16 protein-coding genes are annotated in these 18,779 nt (G+C 68.3%); 8 read left to right on the top strand and 8 right to left on the bottom strand.

The annotated features are described in order from the left end of the window. Positions 1 to 21 precede the first annotated feature (21 nt). Positions 22 to 645 (top strand): MaoC family dehydratase, encoded by a 624-nt coding sequence (locus HWX69_RS06455; RefSeq protein WP_178916263.1) that lies wholly within the window; start codon positions 22 to 24, stop codon positions 643 to 645. Between the two features lie 12 nt (positions 646 to 657). Here HWX69_RS06455 and HWX69_RS06450 read toward each other — a convergent pair whose 3' ends face one another. The 4 genes from HWX69_RS06450 to HWX69_RS06435 form a co-directional block, all read right to left on the bottom strand. After that, entirely contained in the window at positions 658 to 1,125 is a 468-nt protein-coding gene (locus tag HWX69_RS06450; RefSeq protein ID WP_178916262.1) for an MGMT family protein, read from the bottom strand. Positions 1,126 to 1,188: 63 nt separating this feature from the next. Beyond that, positions 1,189 to 1,500: a CGCGG family putative rSAM-modified RiPP protein gene (locus HWX69_RS06445; RefSeq protein ID WP_178916261.1), complete on the bottom strand. Its 312-nt coding sequence runs from the start codon at positions 1,498 to 1,500 to the stop codon at positions 1,189 to 1,191. Between the two features lie 170 nt (positions 1,501 to 1,670). Then, positions 1,671 to 3,407, bottom strand: a complete 1,737-nt coding sequence (locus tag HWX69_RS06440; RefSeq protein ID WP_178916260.1) for a GMC family oxidoreductase N-terminal domain-containing protein — start codon at positions 3,405 to 3,407, stop codon at positions 1,671 to 1,673. Then, a complete protein-coding gene (locus tag HWX69_RS06435; RefSeq protein ID WP_178916259.1) occupies positions 3,407 to 4,510 on the bottom strand; it encodes a hypothetical protein in 1,104 nt (367 codons plus the stop codon). The genes HWX69_RS06440 and HWX69_RS06435 overlap by 1 nt, the downstream gene beginning before the upstream one ends. Before the next feature lie 230 nt (positions 4,511 to 4,740). On the opposite strand from HWX69_RS06435, the gene trpC reads away from it, so the two are divergent. From trpC to HWX69_RS06410, 5 genes are all read left to right on the top strand, one after another. Continuing rightward, entirely contained in the window at positions 4,741 to 5,505 is a 765-nt protein-coding gene (trpC, locus tag HWX69_RS06430; RefSeq protein ID WP_178916258.1) for an indole-3-glycerol phosphate synthase, read from the top strand. Next, positions 5,498 to 6,751, top strand: a complete 1,254-nt coding sequence (trpB, locus tag HWX69_RS06425) for a tryptophan synthase subunit beta (protein WP_178916257.1) — start codon at positions 5,498 to 5,500, stop codon at positions 6,749 to 6,751. Before trpC ends, trpB begins: the two co-directional genes overlap by 8 nt. After that, complete coding sequence (trpA, locus tag HWX69_RS06420; RefSeq protein WP_178916256.1) at positions 6,751 to 7,611, top strand: tryptophan synthase subunit alpha; 861 nt, start codon at positions 6,751 to 6,753, stop codon at positions 7,609 to 7,611. The genes trpB and trpA overlap by 1 nt, the downstream gene beginning before the upstream one ends. Positions 7,612 to 7,637: 26 nt before the next feature. Further along, positions 7,638 to 8,432: a 2-amino-3,7-dideoxy-D-threo-hept-6-ulosonate synthase gene (locus HWX69_RS06415; protein ID WP_178916255.1), complete on the top strand. Its 795-nt coding sequence runs from the start codon at positions 7,638 to 7,640 to the stop codon at positions 8,430 to 8,432. 69 nt (positions 8,433 to 8,501) lie between these two features. Continuing rightward, entirely contained in the window at positions 8,502 to 9,464 is a 963-nt protein-coding gene (locus tag HWX69_RS06410; RefSeq protein WP_178916254.1) for an AAA family ATPase, read from the top strand. 25 nt (positions 9,465 to 9,489) lie between these two features. Here the strand turns inward: HWX69_RS06410 and HWX69_RS06405 are convergent, their stop codons facing one another. The 4 genes from HWX69_RS06405 to HWX69_RS06390 are packed head-to-tail and all read right to left on the bottom strand — an operon-like array spanning position 9,490 to position 15,837. Next, a complete protein-coding gene (locus tag HWX69_RS06405) occupies positions 9,490 to 11,043 on the bottom strand; it encodes a DUF7519 family protein (RefSeq protein ID WP_178916253.1) in 1,554 nt (517 codons plus the stop codon). Beyond that, positions 11,040 to 12,350, bottom strand: a complete 1,311-nt coding sequence (locus HWX69_RS06400; RefSeq protein ID WP_178916252.1) for a DUF58 domain-containing protein — start codon at positions 12,348 to 12,350, stop codon at positions 11,040 to 11,042. Before HWX69_RS06400 ends, HWX69_RS06405 begins: the two co-directional genes overlap by 4 nt. Beyond that, a complete protein-coding gene (locus HWX69_RS06395; RefSeq protein ID WP_178916251.1) occupies positions 12,350 to 13,000 on the bottom strand; it encodes a DUF7269 family protein in 651 nt (216 codons plus the stop codon). Before HWX69_RS06395 ends, HWX69_RS06400 begins: the two co-directional genes overlap by 1 nt. After that, entirely contained in the window at positions 12,997 to 15,837 is a 2,841-nt protein-coding gene (locus tag HWX69_RS06390; RefSeq protein ID WP_178916250.1) for a transglutaminase TgpA family protein, read from the bottom strand. Before HWX69_RS06390 ends, HWX69_RS06395 begins: the two co-directional genes overlap by 4 nt. A gap of 132 nt (positions 15,838 to 15,969) precedes the next feature. Here HWX69_RS06390 and HWX69_RS06385 point away from each other — a divergent pair, with 132 nt between their 5' ends. Then, the gene (locus HWX69_RS06385) at positions 15,970 to 17,136 is read left to right on the top strand and encodes a 3-dehydroquinate synthase II (RefSeq protein ID WP_178916249.1); all 1,167 of its coding nucleotides are present in this window, start codon (positions 15,970 to 15,972) and stop codon (positions 17,134 to 17,136) included. A 99-nt stretch (positions 17,137 to 17,235) separates the two neighbouring features. After that, positions 17,236 to 18,753 (top strand): aldehyde dehydrogenase family protein, encoded by a 1,518-nt coding sequence (locus tag HWX69_RS06380; RefSeq protein WP_178916248.1) that lies wholly within the window; start codon positions 17,236 to 17,238, stop codon positions 18,751 to 18,753. The last annotated feature ends 26 nt before the right edge of the window (positions 18,754 to 18,779 follow it).

Raw genomic sequence — 18,779 nt, 5'->3', positions numbered from 1 at the left:
CGTTCGTCCCTCGCTGGAGGTATGGCCGACGACTCACGACTCGTCGATTCCGACGCCTCGGACGCCGAGGAGCGCCGCCTCGTCGCCGGGTGGCAGGGCCGCTACTACGAGGACTTCGCCGTCGGTGACGTGTACAAACACCCCTACGGACGGACGGTCACCGAGACGGACAACGTCTGGCTGACGAACCTCACGATGAACGTCAACCCGATGCACTTCAACGAGGCCTACGCCGCCGAGACTGAGTTCGGCGAGCGCCTCGTCGACGGCACGTTCGTCATCGCCCTCGCCGTCGGCATGAGCGTCGTCGACGTGAGCGCCAACGCCACCGCCAACCTCGGCTACGACCGGGTCCGTCATCACGCCCCGGTCTTCCACGGCGACACCATCTTCGCCGAAAGCGAGGTGCTGCAGAAACGCGAATCCGACTCCCGGGACCACGTCGGTCTCGTCACCACCGAACTACGGGCGTACAACGCCGACGACGAGTTGGTGTTGTCCCTGGAGCGAACGCCGATGGTGTTGAAACGCGAGCACGCAGAGCCGACGGCGGCCCAACCGACCGGCTGGCTCGAGGGCATCGGGACCCAACCAGAGGACGTAGACGGGCGCGTGGTCGGCCGCCGAAAGCGAGACGAGCGGTGAAAAGTAAGAGACCTACAGCCCCTCCAGCGACCGGAGGCGCTGTTCGACATCGGGCGGGGCGGCGCTGGGCCCGTCCCGGACCCGGTGGTCGGGAATCACGATGGGGGCCGGGTTCTCCGCGAGTGCCGTCCGGACGAGTTGGATGTCGCCGTCGTCGTCGGAGTCGAGCGTCGCGACCAGACTCGCCAGTTTCGACACCGTCACCTGACTGCCGTACGGAATCCCGCGAACCGCCTCCAGTACCTCGCGTTGGTCGGTCGGCATCGTCAACGCCACGTCCACGTCGGTGAAGTCGTCCTCGGCACCTTCCAGATACGCCCGGATTCGGTCGAGCAGCGGAAGGTCGTCCGCGGCGTCCTCGTCGGGAACGTCGGGAAAGGAGACGGAGAGCACGCGACCGCTGGCGACGCCGACCTGTACGCAGCGGTCGAGATACGCCGATTCGAGCGCGTAGATTCCCGCCTCCGCCTCGGTGTCCATGTCATCGCCTTCGGGGGAGGTTGTCATGAAAGTTGAGGTGTGCCCGAGGCGACAGGCCGTTAGTCACTCGGGAACCGAAACCCGCGTGACGTGGCCGCCACAGCCACACTGTTCGACGTACTCCCACTCAACCTCGTCTCCGAAGGCGCTTTGGAGCGCCGAGAACAGATACGTCGAGGGGTGGCCGTGCTCGCCGTGGGTAACGAGGTTGACGTGGTAGCCGTCGGCGGTGTGTTCGACCGCCTCGACGGCCTGTTCGAGGAGCATCGCGCGGTCCTCGGCGTGTTCGGGCTTTTCGAGATTCGCCGACCAGGAGTTCTCGTGGACGTGGTCGGTCACCGGGTCGGGGTCGCCGTGGCCGTGGTCAGTGCTCATACTCGACGGTTGGGGTTCGCCACTGAAGCCAAGTGGCACGAACATGTTCGGATAGCATCCGCGAGGGAGCGAAGCGACCGAGCGGTTCTACCGCGCGACCGAAGGGAGCCCCGACGTGTCTTTTTCATGAACGTTTTTGCCGGCGCGCGTAGCGCGCCGTGCAAAAAGGTTCAGAAGTATCGCTCGACGATTGTATCGGCCGTCCGGGCCGCGAGCGCCTGGCCGGTGTTGGTGGGGTTGGGGCCGCCGATACCGTTTGCGAGCGCGGAGTGGTCGGCGACGAACAGCCGGTCGACGTCGTAGGCCTCACAGCCGGTGTCGACGACCTTCCCCATCGCCATCGTCGAGTGGATGTGCAGCGCCGTCGGCGGCGAGTCCGAGCGGTGGACGTGGTCGGCGCCGGCCTCCCGCAGGATGTCGGTGGCGATCTCCGCCAGTTCGTCGCGGCGTTGCACGTCGCCCTCGCTGGGAACGTAGTTGATCTGCGGGATGGGGCCGTGTTCGTCCTCGGCGCCGGGGGCGACGGTGATGCCGTTGCGCTTGTGCGGGCGGTCGTCGGTGACGACGAGGATGGGTAGCGCCTGCCGGTAGCGGGCGAGCAGGCGCTTCAGTTCGGCCCCCGCGAGTCGGCCCTGTGTGTCCCACGGCGCGTCGCTGAGGTCGTTGCTGAACGTGAATCCCGAGGCCGAGGCGCCGAAGCCGAGAATCGCGGCGATGCCGGGGCCGGAACCGGTCGTCTGGAGCATCCCAACGCCGGGGTAATCGAAGCGGGCGGCGATGTTCTGGCCCTCCTGTGGGTCGATTGTGGGCTTGTCGACGGCGTCTTCCAGCACCGACTCCTCGAAGAACCCCATCACGTTGTCGCCGAAGTGCAGCGTCATCCCCTTGCCGACCCACTCGTTGCGTGGCAGCGAGGAGTTGAGCCACAGACGTGGCGTCTCGATTGCGCCGGCGGCCAACACGACGGTATCTGCGCCGACGGTTTCGGTGCTGCCGTTCCACGTGTCGCGGAACTCGACGCCGGTCGCCTCGGGGTCGCCGCCGATGGAGTCGTCAGTGAGGACGTCCGTGACGAAGGCGTTCGGTCGGATTGAGACGTTGCCGGTGTCGAGTGCGCGGGGGACGAAGCCGATGGCGGAGGTCTTCTTGGCTTTCTCCTCGTAGGGGGCGCCGCGCGGGTGTGGGTTACCGGCGATTTCGGCAGCAGCGAGGGTGTGGCCCTCCACCGGGTCGACGGCGTCGGGGTCCTCGGGGTGCCGGAAGTTCCCCTCGTAGTCGTCGTCGTGGCGGAGTTTCTCGTCGGGTTGGGCGATGGCGTTCGGCTGAGGACGGTAGCCTTTCTCGGTGACGTTGGCCTCGTCGATGAGGTCGTAGCCGGCGGCCTCGGCGCCGCGGAAGAACATCTCCTCTTTTGCGGTGACCGGCGCCGGCGAGACACCGAGAACGTCCTCCAGTTCCCGGTAGTACGGCAGGAGGTCGTCGTAGGAAAACGAGTCTGGCCAGTGGTCCTGTTCGTCGATGGCCGCCGGGTACGCTCGGGGGTGGTTACCGGTGTAGATGAGCGTCGTGCCGCCGACGCCGGAGGCCTGCAGCGCCGCACCCGAACCGGGGAACTTCCGGAACCACAGGCCGCGTTCGTGGTCGGCGGGGCCGAAGAGGAGTTTCTGGGCCATCTCCAACTCCCGGGTCGTGAACTGCTCGTCGAGCAGTTCCCCCGAGAGGTCCGCGACGCTGTCGGAGAGTTCGCCGCCCGGGCTCTCGGAGGGGTTGGGCCACTGCTCGTTGCCGTAGAACGGCCCGGCTTCGAGGACGAGCACGTCGAGGCCGGCCGCGCCGAGTTTCCACGCGGCGACGGGGCCATCGCCGCCCGCACCGACGATGACCACGTCGTAGCTGTCCTGGACCATCAGTTACCCACCCCCAGCAGACCGCCGATGACACCGTCGATAGTGGTGTCAGCGGTGTCGGTGACGCCGCCGTCGGTGACGTTGTCGGCGTCGGTCAAATCGCCGTCGGCCACGTCGCTGTCGGTCACGTCGCCGTTCAGAGACGACACCGCGTCCCCGAGCGGGCCGTCGGCCGCGGGCGCCCCACCGGTCGAAAACGGTTCCTCGTAGCCCGAGGTGTCGTAGTCGTCGCTGTCCTCGAAGTCTCCGGGGTCGGCGTAGAGCTGTTTCGGCGGGCCGCCGCCGGTGACAGCGGTGTCCCAAGTGCTCCCATCACCAAGCGAGGAGTTCGGCGCGCCCCAGTAGCCGCGCAGGGCGGCCGCACCGTCGATGATGCCGGGGAACTCCGTCTGTTCCCAACTGTTCACGTCGGGGGCAAACGCCCGTTCGCTCGGCGGGGCGGTGATGTCGGCGTAGCCCTGCCACTCGCTGTAGTAGACGACTTCGGTGAAGCCGACGACGAGTTGGCCGACGAGCGCCGCGTCGACCTCGGTGAGCGGCCCCGGGAACTCGGCGGTGTCGAACTCGATGCTGTCGAGTCCCGCGATGGCCCGCAGTCGGTCCTCCCGGGAGAGAGCGGCGAAGAGGCTCCCTTCGAGAACCGACTCGGGGTCGTCGGTGAGGCGGTCGAGTTCGACTAAATCGGTCGGTTCCAGCAGTTCGACAACGCGGTCGACGCTCGGCGGTTCGTCGTTTTCGCCCGCGGCGACGAGTTTCGCCGCGCCGACGTCGAGGACGACGGCGACGGCCTCCGCAAGCCGCATGTTGCCCGCGTCACCGGCCTCCGGCACGCCGAAGGAGAACAGTTCGTTGATGAACGTCACGAGGTACTCGTCGAGGCCCACCGACAGGCCGCCCGGGACGTGTTCGGGGCCGAGTTCCGACGCCAACTCGGGTGTCCGCGGAACGACAGCGTCGACGACCGCTCGGTACGTCGCGCGCGTGTTCGGCGTCGTCTCCGGCGGCTGTGGCTGCGCCGACGCGGGCGAGGACAGCAGCGATCCCACACCCAACGCCCCCAGACCGCGAATCAGGGTTCGGCGGCCGGTTGAAAACTCTGCCATAGTTAACAATTCATATCGATACAGAGTCATATATCTTCGGCGGTAGCATAACGGCTATTCAAGTGGAAGAGCGCCGTAGCGGCCGGGTACGGCCCGATTCGTTCGATGGCATGGGCCAACCGCTCGGTGTCTGCCGTGGTGGACTCTACGTCTCGAGCCGCGAGTAATCCGGACGACGCTGCCACCGAGACGCAACCCTTATGTCCAAATGAGTTCGTTAGTGTACAGTAATGAACACCAGCGACGAGTTGGCACCCGCCGTTCGGTCCATCCTCGATGCGGCCGAGGCTCGCCCGGGCGGCGACGAACGACTCTCCGTCGACCCGCGGTCGCTGCCGGCGGCTATCGACGAGGCGACGGCCGACGGACGAACGCCGATAATCGCGGAAGTGAAGCCAACGAGTCCGACGACCGACGGCGAGCGCGAGGACGACCCTGTCGAACTCGCCGAGGCGATGGTCGACGGCGGGGCGGCGGCGCTGTCGGTGTTGACCGAACCCGAACACTTCGGCGGGTCACCGGAGACGCTGCAGGCGGTCCGAGAGGCCGTCGACGTGCCCGTCCTCCGGAAGGACTTCATCGTGCGTGAGGCGCAGCTCGACACCGTCGAAGCGGACGTGGTCCTACTCATCGTCCGATTCGTCGACGACCTCGAGGGACTGCTGGCCGCCGCTCGCGAGCGGGGCTTTCAGCCGCTCGTCGAGGTCCATACCGAGGCCGAACTCCGGGAAGCACTCGACGCGGGTGCCGAAATAATCGGTATCAACAACCGCGATTTGGGGGAACTCGAAGTTGACTTGGGAACGTTCGAGCGCGTCGCCGAGGCGATTCCGGCAGATGCGCGTGAGAACGTCACCCTGATTGCGGAAAGCGGCGTAGCGACGCGAGAGGACGTGACACGAATGCGCAAAGCCGGCGCCGACGCGTTGCTCGTCGGGTCGGCCATCATGGACGGCCCCGTTCGGGAAAACACGGAGCGACTCACAAATGTCTGAATCACAGCACACGTTCGGCGATTACGGCGGCCAGTACGTCCCCGAGGCGTTGATGCCAGCTATCGAGGAGTTGACCGACGCCTACGAGCGGTACGTACTCGACAACGAGGAGGGGTTCACGGACGAGTTCCGCCAGCGGATTCGGGACTTCGGCGGCCGACCGACGCCGCTGCAACGGGCCGACCAACTCTCCGAACGCTACGGCACCGAGGTGTATCTCAAACGCGAGGACCTGCTGCACGGCGGCGCCCACAAACTCAACAACGCCCTCGGACAGGTGTTGCTCGCGAAGTACATGGGCAAAGAGCGCATCATCGCCGAGACCGGGGCGGGCCAACACGGCACCGCGACGGCGATGGCCGCCGCCCACCTCGATATGCCGTGTGAAATCTACATGGGTCGTCGGGACATCAACCGCCAGCGACCCAACGTCTTCCGGATGCGCATCAACGGCGCCGAGGTCAATCCCGTCGACATCGGGCGCGGGACGCTGAAGGAGGCCATCAGCGAGACGATGCGCGACTGGGCGACGACGGTGGAGACGACCCACTACGTCATCGGGTCGGTCGTCGGCCCGGCGCCGTTCCCCGCGATGGTCCGGGACTTTCAGTCGGTCATCTCCGAGGAGGCCCGCCGACAGTTCGACGAGCAGGTCGGCGGCCTCCCGGGCGCCGTCGTCGCCTGCGCCGGCGGCGGGTCGAACACGATGGGTTCCTTCGCGAATTTCACCGACGACGAGGAAGTGGACCTCTACGCCGTCGAGGCCGGCGGGTCGACGCTGTCCGTCGACGAGGAGAAGGGCGTCGCGCCCAACTCGGCGTCGCTGTCAATCGGCGAGGAGGGCGTCCTCCACGGCGCGCGGACGAAACTGCTGCAGGACAGCCACGGCCAAATCATGGAGTCCCACAGCGTCTCCTCGGGACTGGACTACTCCGGCGTCGGGCCGGAACTCGCCCACCTCGTCGACGAGGGCCGCGTGACGCCGGTGACCGTCGACGACGACGAGGCACTGGAGGCGTTCCATCGCCTCTCTCAGGACGAGGGCATCATCCCGGCGCTGGAGACGGCCCACGCCTTCGGCTTCCTCGAATCGGTCGCCGGCCCCGACGGCGACGGCTCCGTCGAGCTGCCCGAGACGGTGGTCGTCAACGTCTCCGGCCGCGGCGACAAGGACCTCGAAGCCGTCATCGAGGAGACCGACAAGCGCGAGTTGGAAAACGCGCCGACTATGGAGGTGTTCGAGTAGTGAGCGAGGGTGAGCGAAGCGAACCCTCGCCTCTCGAAGGCGCCTTCGACGAACCCGCCTTCGTCCCGTATCTCGCCGCCGGCGACCCCGACTTCGAGTCTTCAATCGAGTACGTCGAGGCGCTGGCCCGCGGCGGCGCCGACATCATCGAACTCGGCCTCCCGTTCTCTGAACCCATCGCCGAGGGACCGACCATCCAACAGGCCGTCGTCCGGTCGCTGGAGGGCGGGATGACCCCCGAGCGGTTCTTCGAGTTCGTCGAGGAACTCGACGTGGACGTGCCGCTGGTGTGTATGACCTACTACAATCTCATCTACCAGTACGGCTCGGAGGGCGAACCACCCGTCCGGCCGTTCGTCGAACGCGCCGCCGAAGTCGGCATCGACGGCTTCGTCGTCCCGGACCTCCCCGCCGAGGAGGCCGGGCCGCTTCGAGAGGCCTGCGACGAGTTCGGCCTCGATTTGGTGTTCATCGTCGCGCCAACGACGCGAGGCGACCGACTCCAGCGCATGATGGAGCAGGTCTCGGGGTACGTCTACGTCCAGGCACGACTCGGCGTCACGGGCGCCCGCGCCGACGTGAGCGACCAGACCGAAGAGAGCCTCGCCCGCCTCGCCGAGTACGACGTGCCGAAGGCAGTCGGCTTCGGCATCTCCAGCGGCGAGCAGGCGGCCGACGTGGTCGCGGCGGGCGCCGACGGCGTCATCGTCGGTTCGGCGCTCGTCGACATCGTCGCCGACGGCGTCGAGAACGACCTGCCGACCGCCGAGGTGGCCGACCGACTCGAATCGCTCGCACGGGAGTTGAAACAGGGGGCAGTCGACGGCGCGCAACGTCGGCCGCGACCGGAAGGAACATGACCGAACCTACCACACCATCACGTAACATGACTGCAGGGACCGCCGCACGCCTCGACCGCATCGGAACAGACGGCCGCTACGTCGTCGTTCCGATGGACCACGGCATCACACTCGGCCCGGTAAAAGGGCTCAAAGACATCGAATCGACCATCGACGCCGTCACCCGGGGCGGCGCCGACAGCGTTCTCACCCAGAAGGGAATCGCCCCTCGCGTCCACGGCAACACCAACGGCGCGGGCTACATCGCCCACCTCAACGGTTCGACGGTCATCGGCCCCGACGCTAACGACAAGCGCACGACGGGGTCGGTGAAAGCCGCCATCCGCGCCGGCGCCGACGCAGTCTCCTTCCACATCAACGTCGGGTCGAATCACGAGCGCGAACAGATCGAGGAACTCGCAAAACTGACCGACGAGGCCGCCGAGTACGGCATGCCAGTGTTGGCGATGACGTACGCCCGCGGCCCGGATATCGAGGGTGACGACCCCGAGGCGCTCGGCCACGCCGTCAGATTGGGCGAGGAGTTGGGTGCCGACGTAATCAAGACGGGCTACAGCGGCGACGCCGAGAGCTTCGAACACGTCTGTGAGTCGACTCGCTTGCCGGTACTCATCGCCGGCGGGTCGCCGGAGGGCGACCTCGCGGCGCTACGTGACGTACGCGGTGCGATGGACGCCGGTGGTGCCGGCGTCTCGATGGGCCGAACAATCTTCCAGCACGACGACCCCGAGAAGATGGCTCGTGCGGTGTCGCTCGTCGTCCACGATGACGTGTCGGCCGAGGAGGCCCTCGAAGCCGCCGGCCTCGCAGTCGAGGCCTGAATCGCGGTCGTCGTTCGTTTCTGCCGATTCACCGCAAGGTTTCAAATGCGTCCGCCCGCAGGACGGCGTATGGACGTAGCCGAGGCATCGGCGGTGTGTGACGACGTCATCGACGCGGTCGCGTCGGCCGTCGTCGCGGACCGACAGGTGCTCGAGACCGTTTTGACTGGCGTCCTCTCGCGGGGACACGTCCTCTTGGAGGACGTTCCGGGGACGGGGAAGACGCTGACCGCACAGAGTTTCGCGACCGCACTGGGGCTGTCGTTCAACCGCATCCAGTTCACGCCGGACCTCCTGCCCGGCGACATCACCGGCTCGCACATCTACCGAGAAGACGAGGGTACCTTCGAGTTCACCGAGGGCCCGGTGTTCTCGAACGTCGTGTTGGCCGACGAAATCAACCGCGCGCCGCCGAAGACCCAGGCCGCCCTCCTCGAGGCGATGTCGGAGAGTCAGGTGTCGGCCGACGGGACGACCTACCAGCTCCCGGAACCGTTCTTCGTCATCGCGACACAGAACCCCGTCGAACAGGAGGGCACCTTCGCACTCCCGGAGGCCCAACGCGACCGCTTCATCCTGAAGACGGAACTCGGCTATCCCGACGAGGAGGGAGCACGGGAGATAATCGACCGCCGGGCGGACCGAACGAGTCGGACGCCGGACCCCGAGACGGTCATCGACGGCGACAGAGTCACCGAGCTGCAGTCCGTTCCCGAGACGGTACGCGTCGATGGGAAGTTGCGCGACTACGTCATCGAGTTGGGGCGGGCGACACGCGAGGACGACCGCGTCGACGTTGGCGTCTCACCGCGCGGCATCCAGCGGCTGTTCGAGGCGAGTCGCTCCCGTGCGGTCATCGAGGGCCGCGACTACGTCGCCCCCGACGACGTGCGTGCGGTCGTCCACGAGGCGTTCGAACACCGCCTCGTGCTCACCTCGGAGGCGACGGTTCGCGGCGTGACGAACGAGGAAATCGTCGCCGACGTTCTCGACGGAATCGAGGTACCGGCGGTCGCGACGGCCGACGACTGAGACGGGCGTCGTACCGATTTACCGGTCACCGAGCGAGCACGAACAGCAGCAGCGTTCCGGCGACGGCCGTCACCGTCGCTGCGACCGCACTCGCCGTCGCCGTCGGCGGGACGGCCTCGACCGCTCGAACGGTGCCGACGGCGACGACCGACGCGGCGGCAGCCAACAGCACAGCGCCGCCGGCGTGGACCAACTCGCCTCTCCGGGTCGACCCCTGCCGGCCGAGTTCCCGCCCAAGCGTGGCTGCGAACTCCCCGAGGTCCCAGACGAGTAGACTCGCCGCCACGCCGCCGACAACGAAGAGTATCGAGAGGTCGGCGATGGCTGCGGCGATGGCCGCGGTGAGCGTCCCCGCCGCGGCCAGTTGTGCGCCCGTCGTCTCCCCGAGCAGTCGGAGCGCACCGGCGACACCGAGTGCGAGTAGCGGGAGAACTGCGACCGCCAGTCCGACACAGACGACCCCGAGTACGACGGCGAAGGAGCCGACCGTCTCGAAGAGATTCGCGAGGAGTCGGCGGCCGGTGTCGCTGCTCGCGGCCCCAATCGCCCGCGTCGCTACGGCCGGATGAGCCACCCAGACGGCGACGACGAGCAGGCCGCCGACCGACAGCGAGGCGACCGGCAGGAAATCGGGGCGGAACCGCTCGGAGGCCGCAGACCGGAGCAGTCGAACCGCGAGGAACGTGGCGACCCCACCGACCGTGAGCGCGACGAACAGCCACCGGAGCGCCGTCGAGGCGCCGAACCACGCGAAAAGCGAGCGGGCAATCGCTGGGCTCCGGGAATACAGTTCGGTGGTCGCGAGTCCGAAGGCGACGACGAGCGCCGAGAGTCCGGCGACGATGCCGACCCACGCGAGCAGCCGCCGCGTCGTCGCGACCGCGGCGGCGAGTTCCGCCTCGGTGTCCTCGCCGGCCAACTCCGAAATCGGGAGCGCTCCGACCCCCAACCGGACGGCGACGACTGCGACGGCGGTCACGACGAAGGAGACGACGAGTTGCATCCGCGGGAGGCCCATCGGAGCCGCCGCACCGCGGACGAACAGCACGTCGGTGGCGAGGCCGAGGAGCCGAAACACCGGCTCGAACATCGGCGCGAGCAGGTCGGCCGACAGCACCGTCGCGGGAACGACCCCGGCGACGAGAACGCGGCCAGCGGCAGTTCCCGCGTCCGCACCGGGCGAGACGCCCCAGAACGCGGCGAGGCCGCCGAACCCCGCGAGCGACCCGGCGACGAACAGCGCGAACGGCGCGAACTCCAGGAACGGCAGCGGCGGCGTCGGCGGCCACCCCACCTGCATGACGACGGCGACCGCGGCGCCGCCGAGGGAGGCGAGGCCCGCGACGACGGCGAGGACCCCCGCGAGAATCGTCGCGACGCGGCGTTCGGTGAGTGCCGTCGCTCGAACCGTGCCGGCGAGACACAGGCCGGCGAGGAAGCCGAGCGCCGCGGGCGCAATGGCGCCGGCTATCGCCGCAAGTCCGAGCGTGACGACGGCCGCGACGGCCGCGGAGACGACCGTCGAACTCCGCGTCGGCCGCCAGTTCGACTCCGAGAGCCGCCGGTCGTCGACACTCACGTCGACCCCTCCAGCGCGGCCGACAGCGGTCGGTCGGTGTCCCAGTCGACGACCGTCGCGAGCGATTCTCTGAGGCGCTCGATGCGGAGTCGGCGCTCGATGCTCGCGGCTCTCCCGCCGGGCGTCCCGCCGCCGGTCACGTCCGGACTGACGACGACGACATCGTGGCCGGCCGCGACGAGTTCCGTCGCGAGGCCGACCGGGTCGTCGTCGAGCAGCGGCGTCGTGAGTACCACGTCGGCGGCCCCGGGGAGGCGTTCACGGAGCGCGAGCGCGTCCTCCCGAGTTCCGCCGTCGGCGGCCGCTGGCGTCGTCTCGCGTTCGGCCTGTCCAGCGGCGACGACCGCATCGAGGACCGCTCCGACCCGCGTTCGCGTCGCCGCGTCGTTGCCGACCGGCACCCACGGCCGCCCCGAGCGGTCGCTCGGCAGCGTCGGCTCGATGTCGTTTTCGTCGATGCCCAACGCCGTGAGTCCGACGTGGTTGCCGGCGGCGACGAGGCGGCCGAACGCCCGGTCGGCGGCGTACGCCGACAATTCGGCCCCGGTGGGGTGGCCGTGGTCGCGGGACTGCCGCGTCGGCACCCGCCCGTCGGCGACGACGACCGTCTTCGTCGCCCGTGTCTCACGGAAGTTGACCGTCGACAGTTCGCCGGTTTTCGCCAGTCCGCGCCAGTCGATGCGGCCGATGTCGTCGCCGGGTCGGTACTCCCGAACCGAGTGGAACTCCAGTCCCGACCCGCCGCTGTCTGTCGGTTGGGTCCCGACCCGTCGGAGCGACCCGTTCGTCTGGGGCACGTCGCTGACGCCGCGTCGACACCGCAGAATCGACGTGCCGTCGACGGCCGGTTCGCCGGTGGCCGACCCAGCGGCCGGAAGCGACCGGAGCCGAACCAGCGGCGAGTCGAACTCGTGGTCGCCCTGCGAGGCGACGATTTCGTAGGAGACGCGCCCGGACTCCCCGGGCCGCAGCGATAGAGAGCCGCGCGGCGACCCCTCGACGACGGGAACGTGGTCCGGCAGTCGGTCGACGACGCGTACGTCCGGATGCGTTCGGTCGCTTTCGTTTCGGACCGTGAGCGTCACCGTCGTCGTCTCGCCGGGGGTCGGGACCTCGGGGTCGAACGCCCGCTCGACGGCCAGCGCCGACGGCGACGGTGACCGGGCCAGCGCGTCGGCCACGAGGTAGACGACGGGGACGGCCGCGGCGACGAATAGCGCGGTTTCGCCGAGTATCGTGCCGACGGTGAGAAGCACCACGGCCGCGAGGACGGCGGCGTCGAATCGCGAACTCGTTCGAATCCCCATCAGTTCCACCCCCCGTCGAGTCGGCGCTCGATGGCCGACAGCGACCGCTCGATTCGGTCGATTCTGGTCCGCGACGGTCGGAGCCACGCCCGGAGTCGCTTCCGGAACGGTAGCGCCGACTCCCGGTCTGCGACGTACGCCGCCGCAATCGCGTCGTCGGTCCATTCCTCGCCTCTGACCGTGTCCTCGGCGGCCGCCTCGTCGCACCCTTCAACGTGGGCGACAGCCGAGACGGCGAGCCGTCGAATCTCGCGTCTGACAGCGTCGTAGTCGTCGCCGCTGGCGGCCGCGGCCGCCGACCGGACGACGCGCTCGTCGAAGCCCTCGCCGACCATCGGGCCGGCGGTGGCGTGTTCCGGCGGCGCCGCCCGGAGCGCCGAGAAGTCTGTCGTCGGCTCCGACAGCGGGCCTTCGGGAAGGTCGTCTTCGCCGGTCGGTCCGGCCGTCCAGACGACCCACGCGGCACAAATCGCTCCGGCGACGGCGACCGCCAGCGCCCGCAGCGCCGCCTCCGACAGCGGCGTCGTCCGGACGAGGATGTCGATGTCGACTACCTGCTCGACGGTATCGGGTGCGAACGCTAACGCGGCAGCGAGTCCGACGGCGGCGATACCGACTGCCCCGACGACGGCGCGAAGTAGACGGCTCACTGCTCGCCCTCCTCGGCGTCGCGCTTGCTCGACCGTATCTCTTCGAGGGCCGCCTCCACATCCGGGAGGTGGTCCTCCGGCGACCGGGCACCGTACTCGACGTCCCGGAAGGCGTCCCGCAGGGTGGCGACGGCGTCGGCGGGCAGGCCGTCCCTGGAGACCGCCCAGCGGCCGATTTCACCTGGCGTCGAGGTTCGCCACGAACGAATCGACACGTAACGCCGGAACTCCTGCCACGCCGCTCGAATCGTCATCGCCTGTTCGTCCTCGACCGTCGCGTCGGCCGGCGAATCGCCGCGTGCAGCGGCTATCGACCGCGCCGCAGAGCGGCCGGCCCCCCGAAGCCACGCGAGGATGACCGCCGGGTGCAGTCGCCGGGGCAGCGAGCGGGCGAACGCCGCCGTCCGGCGTGCCGCGTCGGCCGTTCCGGTACCTATTGCAATCAGGAGCGCGGCCGCCCCCTCGACGCCGTCGCCGAGGCGGTCGATGCCGTACCGAATCGCGTCGGTCACCGTCGAAAGCCCCTCGTCGAGGACGCCGGCGAGGCCGACGAGTCCCGCGACGATTCGCCGGCCAGTTCCAACCACTGTCCGGCGAGCGAGTCGAGCGAGCACCCGCGGCGTGAGGCCGTATCGGGCCGCCATTCCCAGCCCACCGACGACGACGGCCAAGAGTCCGCCGCCGGCGATGGCGAGGTTCCGATACATCCCCTCAACGGTCGTCGCCGTCGTCGGGCCGTCGGGTGAGGCGCTGGCGGTCACCGTCGTCGAATCGGCGAACGGAAGCGTGACCGCGATCGTGCCGTTCCGGTCCGTCGTCCCGACGGTCTCGCCGTCGACCGCGATGGTCGCGTTCGGAACTGGCTGGCCGTCGTACTCGAGGACGACCGAAGCCGGCGAGGTCGGCAGGGCGAGCAGCCACGACGGCTCGACGGTGAGATTGGGCGAGTCGGTCGGCGGCGTCTGCGTGGGTGACGGCGTCGCCGTCACCTCGGGCGTCGCCCGCGTGAGATTGACCGTCCGGTTGCCGCTGGCGTCGCCGCGTTCGACGACTATTTCGACCGTCTCGGCGTCGGGCAACGGCACCGTCGCCTGCCCGCCGTCGTCCGTTCGGGCGACCTCGCTGCCGTCGAGACGGACGCTCCCGTTGCGAACCGGCTCGCCGGAGACGTTGGCGACGATGTCGACCGACCCGCCGGCGACCGGCTCGCCGAGCAGTTCGATGTCGATTTCGGTCGGCACGTCGAAGGAAACCGTCGTCCCTTCCTGAAGCAGCGTCGGCGCGGCCAGCGACGCCCGCCTGTGGGACCCGCCGACGTTGCCGAGTCTGGGCTGGCTGCCGTCGAGACGCACCTCGATGTTCAACGAGCGGTTGTACGGCACCTCGCCGGTGACGTTGCCGTCGGCGTCGGTCTCGCCGATGGAGTCGCCGTTGAACAGCACCGTCGCCCCCGAGATGAGGTCGCCGTCCCGGGTGACCGTCGCGGTTACCTCCCGACCCGGAACCGGGTCAGGCGTCAGCGTGACGTTGACGGAACCGGCCGACTCCGTCGTCGGTTCGGGCGTCGGCGTCGCTTCGGCATCGGGCGTGGGCGTGTCGTCGGCCTCCGGCGTCGGTGTCGATTCGTCCGCCGATGGGGTCGGCGTCGACGACGGCGAAGACTGCTCTCCGGGTTCCTCGAGCGGTTCGGCGTCGCGTCCGGCCTGGGTGCGGCCGCCGCCGGGCGTCGGGTCGAACGCCACCCACCCAACGTCCTCGAAGTACACTTCGACCCACGCGTGGGCGTTCTTCCCGCGGACGAGGTACTCGTCGTTGCCGACCGATTCGCCCGTTCCGTAGCCGGTGACGTACCGCGCCGGGATGTCCTGGGTGCGGAGCATCGCCGTCATCGTCGTCGCGAAGTACTGACAGTAGCCCGCGTCCATCTCGTAGACGAACTCGGTGGCCACGTCGTTGTCCCGGTCGTGGCTCGCGTTCAGCGAGTACTCCTTGTTCGATTCGAGCCACGCCTCGATGGCGCTCGCCGTCTCGTAGGGCGTCTCGGCGTCGTCGGTTATCCGTGTGGTTCGTTCGGACAGTTTGACGGGGGTGTCGTCGGGCAGTTGCGTGTATCGCGATTCGATGTCGGCGGGGTAGTCCTCGCCGGTGGCGGCCGCGGCCGCCTCCCGAGAGGGTGGGCCGTAGGTGAACGTCCGGTAGGTCTCGCCGGCCTCGACGGACCCCTCGACGGTGAAGCCGCGCTGTCCGCTGACGAACACCGCCTGTCCGTCGACCTGTGCGAACGCCGGTCGCCACACCGACGCGAGGGAGTTCATCGACCGCTGCGGCGTCACGGTGATTCCGTACTGCACCTCCGGTCGCCCCTCGGTGGTCCGAAGCGGTTCCTCGAGCGGCTGTCGGTCGCCGCGCTCTCGGTCCCATCCCGACCCCGTGTACCGTTCGTAGGCCCCCAACCGCCACCGCGACGGACGGGGACTGCGGACGACCAACTCCTCGTGGTTCGACAGCGACAGTTGGCCGCCGACGGTCGTCTGTTCGGGGTAGCCGCCGGCGGAGGTGCCGCCGTAGCCGCTGGCACCGGATTCGCTTTCGGGCGGCGGTTGGTCGTCGCTGTTGTCGCTGCCATCGCTCGCTTCACTTTCGCCTCCACCGCCGCTTTCGTTCCCGCCGCTGTCGCCACTCGAAGCGTTCTGCATGCCGATACTTCCCCCCACGTCGGGACCGCCCTCGCCCTCGACGCCGAGGTCAGGAACGGGCGTCTGAATGCCGACTGCGGGGGCGAAGGCGCCACCGAGAACGATACCGGCGAGACAGCAGGCCGCGAGCAGTGCTCGCATCATCGTATCGCGTTCCCCCGACCCATTCTCACCGGGAACTTCGGCGCCATCTACATTAGTGTGTGGTTGATTCGGCGCGCGAAACCGGCCGCTCCCGCCACGTTCAATAGCCGGCCCCGCAACCGACGAGATATGACACGCTCCGTCTGGCTGAAAGCCGACGACGCCGTCGGCGACTGGGAGGCGCGCAAGCGCCGCATCACCGCCGGCCTCGAAGCCGGCGTCGACTGGGTGCTCGTCGACCAGCGCGACGTCGACCGCGTGCGAGAACTCGGCTCCGTCAACGTCGCCGCATTCGCGGGCGACGACGTCCACGTCATGGACGCCGAACAGGAAGAAGAGACCGAACCCGACGCCGTCATCGTCGGCAAGGGCGGCGAGGGCGACGGCACCGTCGACCTTCCCTCGGATTTCTCCGGGTCCGCCGACCTGACCACCCTCCGCCGCACCGAGGGAACCGCCGGCTCGTACGTCCGTATCCTCGATTCCGACTACGAGACCTTCGCGGAGGAAGCCGCCAAGGACGCCGACTTCACCATCGTCGTCGGCGAGGACTGGCAAATCATTCCCCTCGAGAACCTCATCGCCCGCATCGGCGAGGAGACCGACCTCGTCGCCGGCGTCCAGACCGCCGAGGAGGCCAAGACCGCCTTCGAGACGCTCGAACTCGGCGCCGACGCCGTCCTGTTGGACACCGACAGTCCCGACGAGATTCGCGCCACCGTCGAAGTCCGTGACGCCACCGCCCGCGAACAGCTCGACCTCCAGTACGCGACGGTGACGACCGTCGAGGAAACCGGCTCGGCTGACCGAGTCTGTGTCGACACCGCCTCGATGCTCGACCACGACGAGGGGATGCTCGTGGGCTCGATGTCCCGCGGACTGTTCTTCGTCCACGCCGAAACCGCCGACTCGCCGTACGTCGCCTCCCGTCCGTTCCGCGTCAACGCCGGCGCCGTCCACGCCTACGTCCGGACGCCCGGGGGGGAGACGAAGTACCTCGCGGAGTTGAAATCCGGCGACGACGTCCAAATCGTCGACACCAGCGGTGAGACCCGCGAGACCATCGTCGGTCGCGCGAAAATCGAACAGCGGCCGATGTTCCGCGTCGAAGCCGAGATGGAGAACGGCGACCGCATCGAGACGCTGCTGCAGAACGCCGAAACCATCAAGGTCGCCACCGAGTCGGGACGAAAGGCCGTCACCAACCTCGAAGCCGGCGACGAGGTGCTCGTCTACTACGAGGACGTGGCGCGACACTTCGGCGAGGAAGTCGAGGAGAGCATCATCGAACAGTAATCGCGCGACCGAGACGGCTGTCCGTTCTGTCTCATCTAGGTAACCGACATCAATTCCGTAACAATCGGTTTTTCGGACTTGCGAAACCTACTGTAGTTGATGTCAAACGTTACCCAGACTGACCGTGACGCCCCCAGCCTCGACGTCGAGAGCGACTGGAACTGCCTGTTCGTCGGCGGCGAGTGGCATACCCCAGGCGACCGCGAGACGATTACCGTCGAGGACCCCTCGACGCGAGAGCCGTGGACCGACGTGCCCGCGGGAACCGTCGAGGATGTCGACGCAGCCTATGATGCCGCAACGAAAGCACAGGCGTCGTGGGAGGAACGCAACCCGGCCGAACGGGCGGCCCTCGTCGACCGTGTCCACGACCTGATGGAGGACAACGAAGAGGCCATCGCCGAACTGTTGCAGACAGAATCCGGCAGCGCACAACTGAAGAGCACCCTCGAGTTCCAGACCGCGGTCGCCGACGTGGCCGAGGCGACGACGATGCCATCGCGAGCAGGTGGTGACGTTCGTGACTCCACCATCGCCGGCAAGGAGAACCTCGTCAAGCGTGAAGCGGCAGGCGTCGTCGCGGTGATTCCGCCGTGGAACTTCCCGCTGCACCTCGCGATTCGGGCCGTCGCGCCAGCGGTCGCGTTGGGCAACGCCGTCGTCATCAAACCCGCCTCCGAGACACCGGTGACGAGTGGCCTCCTCATCGGTAAACTGTTCGAGATGGCCGGTGCGCCGTCGGGCCTCGTGAACGTGGTAACCGGGCGTGGTTCCGACATCGGCGACCGCGTGGCGGGTCACCCCGACGTAGACGTGGTGGCCTTCACCGGGTCGACCGAAGTGGGCCGGCACGTCGCTAAACAGGCCGTCGACTCGCTCGCCTTCCCCGCGATGGAGTTGGGCGGCAACGGCCCGAACGTCGTCCTCGAGGACGCCGACCTCGACAACACCATCTCGGGGAGCGCCTTCGGGAGTTTCGCCCATCAGGGGCAGGTGTGCATCTCAATCAATCGACACATCGTCCACGAATCCGTCTACGACGAGTTCGTGGCGGGCCTCGTCGAGAAAGCCGAGCTGCTTCCGACGGGGAGCGCCCACAGTCCGGCGACGTTCGTCGGCCCCATCATCAACGAGAGCCAACGCGACGGGATTCTCGAGTACATCGAGGAGACCGTCGAGCAGGGCGCGACCTTGGAGACCGGCGGTGATACCGTCCCCGTCGACGGCGTCGAGGACTCGCTGGTCGTCGAACCGACGGTGCTATCGGACGTGAGCAACGACATGGCCGCCGCCTGCAACGAACACTTCGGGCCTATCGCCCCCGTCATCCCCTTCTCCGAGGACGAGGAGGCCATCGAGCTCGCCAACGCGACGGAGTACGGACTGGCCGCGTCGGTGTGGTCGGGCGACCGCAACCGCGCCGAGGACGTCGCCGACGAGATCGACTCCGGAATGGTTCACATCAACGACCAACCCATCAACGAGGAACCGGACGTCCCGTTCGGCGGGATGAAGGCCTCCGGAATCGGCCGGTTCCACGGCGACGCCATCATCGAGGAGTTGACCGAGACGAAGTGGATTTCCGTCCAGCGCGAACAACGGTCGTTCCCGTTCTGAGCGGCGGTTCGGCCGGATTTCCCTCG

Source organism: Natronomonas gomsonensis (assembly GCF_013391635.1).
Classification (GTDB): domain Archaea; phylum Halobacteriota; class Halobacteria; order Halobacteriales; family Haloarculaceae; genus Natronomonas; species Natronomonas gomsonensis_A.
This window is presented reverse-complemented; position numbering and strand designations above follow the sequence as displayed.